Raw genomic sequence first — 5,508 nt, 5'->3', positions numbered from 1 at the left:
GACAGATTTTAGCTCATAAGCTTGCACACGCGGAGCGTTCAAACCAGTCAAAGTCTTTCTCTGTAAAGGTTTTAGGCTTTTTCGGCAAGCCCTAAGTAAACCGTATCCCAAGATAATACCTGCATCTAGTTTAAGGCGTTGCGGGCGAGACTTGCTCTTCTCCAATTTGGGCGATCGGCAGCGTTACCGTAAACGTACTACCGACACCTTCTTCACTGCTCAACGCAATTTCGCCGCCGTGCAAATCCACACATTTTTTAACAATACTCAGCCCCAGTCCAGTACCGGGAATTACACCGACATTTTTTGCCCGAAAAAACGAATTAAACAGCCGTTCTTGGTCTGCCAAAGGTATGCCAATTCCGGCATCTTGTACCGAAAAAATAGCCTCAGTTTCAGTAAGTTTTAATTCAAAAATTACTTGAGTATTTGGGGGAGAATACTTAATAGCATTAGACAGCAAATTGCTGAGAATGCGCCGCAGCAAGCTTGCTTCCAAACAAGCCGTCGCCGATTGACAGTGATTCACAAAAATCAGCGTCACCGGAGCGTTTTGAGGTTTCAACTTCAGGCTGCTCTGAAATTCCGCTACCAACTCATTGCAAAACTTTGCCAAGTCTAGCGGTAGCAAACAAAGCGCGATTTTTCCCGACTCAACTCGCCCGAGCAGCAGAACATCATCTAATAACTGATCGATGCCTTTGGCAGCAGCTTGAGTTTTGTCTAGCAGTTGTTGTGTTTTCTCATCTGTTAATTTCGATTTGTACTCGGTAAGAACTTGTGTAGTGCCGATGATGAAGTTCAAAGGATTGCGAACGTCGTGGGCAATCATGTACAGCAAAGAGGTTTTCATATCGTTGAGTTCTTTGGCTGTTTGCAAAGTGCGATCGATTTGGTCGTGAGACAGTTTGAGAGTTAAAGACAACTGGCGCGCTCGCAGCAAAATCTCCACCCGCGCTTGCAATTCTATCTTCTCGATCGGAGCAATAATTAGATCGTCAATAGTTTGCCAAATAAATCGCGTTGCCATGCCGACATCCGAGCGGGATGTAATCAACAGAAAAGGCAAGCACATCGGTTGTTCTGCCTGTTTTTGGGCGGCGATCCATTGCCCGTGCCGTTTCAGGGCAAGACCGTCAACTATACCCATGTCAAAAGATTGATTTAATGGTAAAAATTCATCAATATTTTCCGTTAAGTTCGGCAGCAATACCTCATAGTGAACTGCCAGCCATTCTAATAACAAGCGGCGATTTTCTCTCTGTTCGACCAGCAATAAAATTTGACTCACGCAGGTTCTCCTAGCAAGCTGTGAACAATGGACAGCAAATCTCTAACGATCAAAGGTTTTACCAACATACTCCGAGCACCGCGGGAGAGGCTTTCGCGCCCAATGGCCGCGCTTTGTCTGGGCGAAAGTATCAGAAAAGGGATTTGGTGATTTCGCAGTTGTTCGCAGCAGTCCCAAATCCGGGGGTCGAAACCAGAAATATCTACTAAAGCCATCCCGATCCTAGCAGGCTCGCCGATCGCTCGTGCAAACTCTTCAAAGCTATCAGCCGCGATCGTATGGTATCCTTCTTTGTTAAGAAATTGTGCTAAAAGTTGCAAGTTTCGCTGATTGCGGTCTACGGCTAAAATTATTGAGTTGCCAGTCATCTATCACCTTCCTTTAAATAGGGTTTAGCTTGCTTTTAGGCGAGCTATAAAAAGTCGTAAAATACACAATTTTAGCTCTGGTAGGGACGCGCGGCACTCCCTCCGCTACGCTTCGCCTATAGGTGTCAGCTTAAGCCTCTAGTCCGCCAGTCCTCGCGCCCACCCGCTAGTCCGCCAGGGGTTGAAACCCCTGTCTAATAGCGAAAGTCCTCTTTAGAGGACTGATGAGTTTTTCAGTCCTCCTCGCTGTGGACTTTCGCTTTGAGGCAGGGAATTCATTCCCTGCCGGACTATCGGTTTAACGTTAAGTTGTCACTCCTTGGACACGGCGCCTTGTCTAACCGCTACTCTTCGAGAGCTCGGGGTGTACTTCACAAACAGGGACGCGCGGCACTGCCTATAGGTGTCAGCTTAAGCCTCTAGTCCGCCAGGGGTTGAAACCCCTGTCTAATAGCGAAAGTCCTCTAAAGAGGACTGATGAGTTTTTCAGTCCTCCTCGCTGTGGACTTTCGCTTTGAGGCAGGGAATTCATTCCCTGCCGGACTATCGGGTGGGCGCAAGGACTGGCGGACTAGAGGCTTAATTTGACACGACCAAAGGCACGGCGCCGCGCCCCTACGCTACTCTTCGAGAGCTCGGCGTGTACTTCACAAACATGGAATCTGCTATATTTAACTTTTCCAAGACTAAGGCCCAGGTGCGAGGTGCGCGCACTGCTGAGCAGTCGGTTAACGGCTGCTTTCATTACCCGCACTCCGCCAAAAACAGCACAGCAAACCCCGATTCAATCTTCATCCGCTCCCCCCTCAGGCCACACCGGCGCCGCACTCAAAATGCCGCGCAGCCCCCGTATCGGTTTGCTGACTTTGAGGCCGTAGCGAGTAATATCCAGTTCTCGCAGAGTTTTCTCGAAACTGCTGACTCGTTTTTTAATTACGCCGATCGCCTTGCGGATTTCTGTTCTATTATGCAGTTGGCGTTCCAGATAGCGAATAAACATCAGATTATCAGCCAAATAGCTAATCCCGATCTCGGTCAGCCGAAAATCTCCGCTAATGGCTTCTACCTCATTAATCAAGATCACCGTGACTCCCATATTCTTGAGATACTTGCACAAAGCGTGCAAATTGTTCACCAAATCTTGCCCCCGCATCGAAAGCTGATAGCCAGAAATACTGTCAATCATCACAATCCGCGTCTTTTCCTGCTCCACCTCTCGGCGTACCATGCGAGCAAACTGATCCGGCGAGTACAGCAAAGGTTCCACCGGTATCACCGAAAGACTTCCCTGGGCCATCATCGCCCCCACCGGGATGTTAACTGATTCGCAGCGGCGCAGCAGAGTAGAAATTGACTCCTCAAAAATGTAAACTACCGATCGCTCCCCTCTTCCAGCAGCCTCCTTCATAAACTGAATCCCCACCGTCGTCTTACCCACGCCGCTAGGCCCCGTAATCACCGTCACAGTCCCGCGTTCCAGTCCCCCGTGCAGCAGTTCGTCCATTTCTGGAACCCCAGCAGAAATCGGTTCAGCGACAAAATCCTGTTGATAGTTGTCAGGAAGCAGGCGCGGAAATACCTCCATCCCAGCCTGAGTCAGGCGCAGCGAATGGCGGCCCTCCTGGAAGTTGGAGCCCCGCAGCTTGGTGACAGACAGAGTGCGCCCTTCAGGCCGCAATTCCAAGTGAATTACGCCGTCGCTGATAAATTGCAAATCGTCGTCGGGAGCACTTAATGTACCTTCCGAGGTAAACACCACCGTCGCCCCCCCTTCCACCAAAAACCGCAGAAAAGACAGAACTTGCTTGCGAAACTGAAACTCATCCGCAGCTAGGTAGCGAAATTGAGTAATTGCATCCAAAAACACCCGTTGCGGCTTGACAGCTTGGACTCGCTCGATAATTTTTTGTGTAGTCGGTTCTCGCTCTACCTCGGAGGGAGAGAAAATGTCATAAGTCTGAACTTCGGTAAAAAATTCTGAGGAGGGGCTCAAATCGAGAAATGCTATCGCTTCGATGTCAAAACCGAGCCATTGGGCATTGGCGCGCAATTGTGCTTCCGGTTCTCCTAAAGTAATAAACAAGGGCGTTTCTCCCACAGCCACGCCTGCGGACAAAAAGTGAAAGCCCAGGGTAGTCTTGCCAGTACCGGGGCCGCCGCGTACCAGATAAGAGCGCTGAGGAATCAGCCCGCCGCCAATCACTTCGTTGAGACCGGTAATTCCTACAGAAAGTCTGTTTTGAGACATTTGTTTGTTCATGTTTAGAATAGGGGGCCCGTATTAATATTTAATGGTTTTAGGCCGTGTTTTGATTATTTTTTTTACCGGGCGTCCGATCACCTTCATGAAATCTTTCTCTACCGAAAATTACGTTACCACACAAGAATTAGAAAGTATTGTCGGCACTTCTGGCATCTGTCTGTGGCAAGACACAGAAGCTTTTTGGCAAGAACGGATAGAAAAAGCAGTTGCCCCGGGCACAAAAATAGCCTGCACCGTTTACCCCAATACTCAAGAAGAACTCGCGGCGGTGATTGCTTGTGCAGGGCGAAATCGCTGGGGCGTTTTGCCTTGCGGGAGTGGCAGCAAACTCGATTGGGGCGGTTTAGTGCAATTTGACCCCGATCCCCCCCAGCCCCCCTTAACAAGGGGGGAGCAAGATGTTGTCAAAGTCCCCCGGGAGGGGGATTTAGGGGGATCTCCTGATGCAGGGGGGATCGTTGCTGTAAGTACGGCGCGCCTGAACCGGCTGGTAGAACACGCTGTGGGCGATTTAACGGTGACTGCGGAGGCGGGGATGAAGTTTGCGGATTTGCAGGAAATTTTAGGGGCATCAGGTCAATTTTTGCCGATCGATCCAGCATATCCGCAACAGGCAACTTTGGGCGGGATTGTCGCTACTGCTGATACGGGTTCCCTGCGGCACCGCTATCGGGGCGTGCGCGATTTGCTGCTGGGAATTAGCTTTGTGCGATCGGACGGTAAAATTGCTACAGCCGGAGGTCGAGTCGTTAAAAACGTCGCCGGTTACGACTTGATGAAACTGTTGACCGGTTCCTACGGCACATTGGGCGTCATTTCTCAAGTAACATTCCGAGTTTATCCGCTGCCGGAATCATCGGGAACTGTCATACTGACAGGAGAAACTAATGCTTTAGCCCAAGCTGCTCAAATCTTATTATCTTCTGCTCTGACACCGACGGCCGTTGATTTGCTGTCACCGCAGTTAGTAGAAAAATTGAGTTCGGGTAAAGGTTCGGGATTAGCGGTGAGGTTTCAAAGCATCGCCGAAAGTGTTAAACAACAATCCGCCCGCTTGCTGGAAGTTGGCGAAAAGTTGGGCTTGCAAGGCACTAGCTGCGGCGAAAATGAGGAGAATCAATTATGGCAAAGACTGCGAGAAACAGTGTGGAATTCTGCGAATAAATCAGCAATTATTTGTAAAATAGGTATCAGACCCTCGGAATCAGTCAAGGCAATTAATGAGTTGCCGGTACAAGACGCTTTGATTCATGCCGGCAGCGGTTTGGGGGTTTTGCGGTTTGAGACTGCGACTGCCGAAACGCTGTTGGAGGTACGCAAAGGGTGCGAAGCTAAAGGCGGTTTTCTGAGTGTTTTGGCTGCGCCGACCCACATCAAGCCAGAGTTTGATGTTTGGGGCTATACTGGAAGTGCGATCGATCTAATGCGCCGGATCAAGCAAGAGTTTGACCCGGAAAATATTTTGAATCCAAATCGCTTTATCTTAAAAGGTTCGTAGTGAGGACTTCAGTCCTTCTTAAATTCCAGGAAGAGGACTAAAGTCCTCACTACAAACCAGGAATTTAAGGTTCGTAGTGAGGACTTCA

At 49.4% G+C, this 5,508-nt stretch carries 4 protein-coding genes; 1 reads left to right on the top strand and 3 read right to left on the bottom strand.

Annotated features, from left to right (window positions below):
• Positions 1-130: 130 nt before the first annotated feature.
• From JGK39_RS32275 to JGK39_RS32265, 3 genes are all read right to left on the bottom strand, one after another.
• Positions 131-1,291: a HAMP domain-containing sensor histidine kinase gene (locus JGK39_RS32275; RefSeq protein ID WP_293298831.1), complete on the bottom strand. Its 1,161-nt coding sequence runs from the start codon at positions 1,289-1,291 to the stop codon at positions 131-133.
• The gene (locus tag JGK39_RS32270) at positions 1,288-1,659 is read right to left on the bottom strand and encodes a response regulator (RefSeq protein WP_293261073.1); all 372 of its coding nucleotides are present in this window, start codon (positions 1,657-1,659) and stop codon (positions 1,288-1,290) included. The genes JGK39_RS32275 and JGK39_RS32270 overlap by 4 nt, the downstream gene beginning before the upstream one ends.
• Before the next feature lie 784 nt (positions 1,660-2,443).
• Positions 2,444-3,907 carry an ATPase domain-containing protein gene (locus JGK39_RS32265; RefSeq protein WP_293298828.1) on the bottom strand — a complete coding sequence of 488 codons (1,464 nt, stop codon included), beginning with the start codon at positions 3,905-3,907 and terminating at the stop codon, positions 2,444-2,446.
• A 97-nt stretch (positions 3,908-4,004) separates the two neighbouring features.
• Between JGK39_RS32265 and JGK39_RS32260 the strand changes: the two genes are divergently transcribed.
• Entirely contained in the window at positions 4,005-5,420 is a 1,416-nt protein-coding gene (locus JGK39_RS32260; protein WP_293298825.1) for an FAD-binding oxidoreductase, read from the top strand.
• Positions 5,421-5,508: the final 88 nt, after the last annotated feature.

The organism is Microcoleus sp. PH2017_12_PCY_D_A (assembly GCF_020738565.1).
In the GTDB taxonomy this organism is placed as follows: Bacteria; Cyanobacteriota; Cyanobacteriia; order Cyanobacteriales; family Microcoleaceae; genus Microcoleus.
This window is presented reverse-complemented; position numbering and strand designations above follow the sequence as displayed.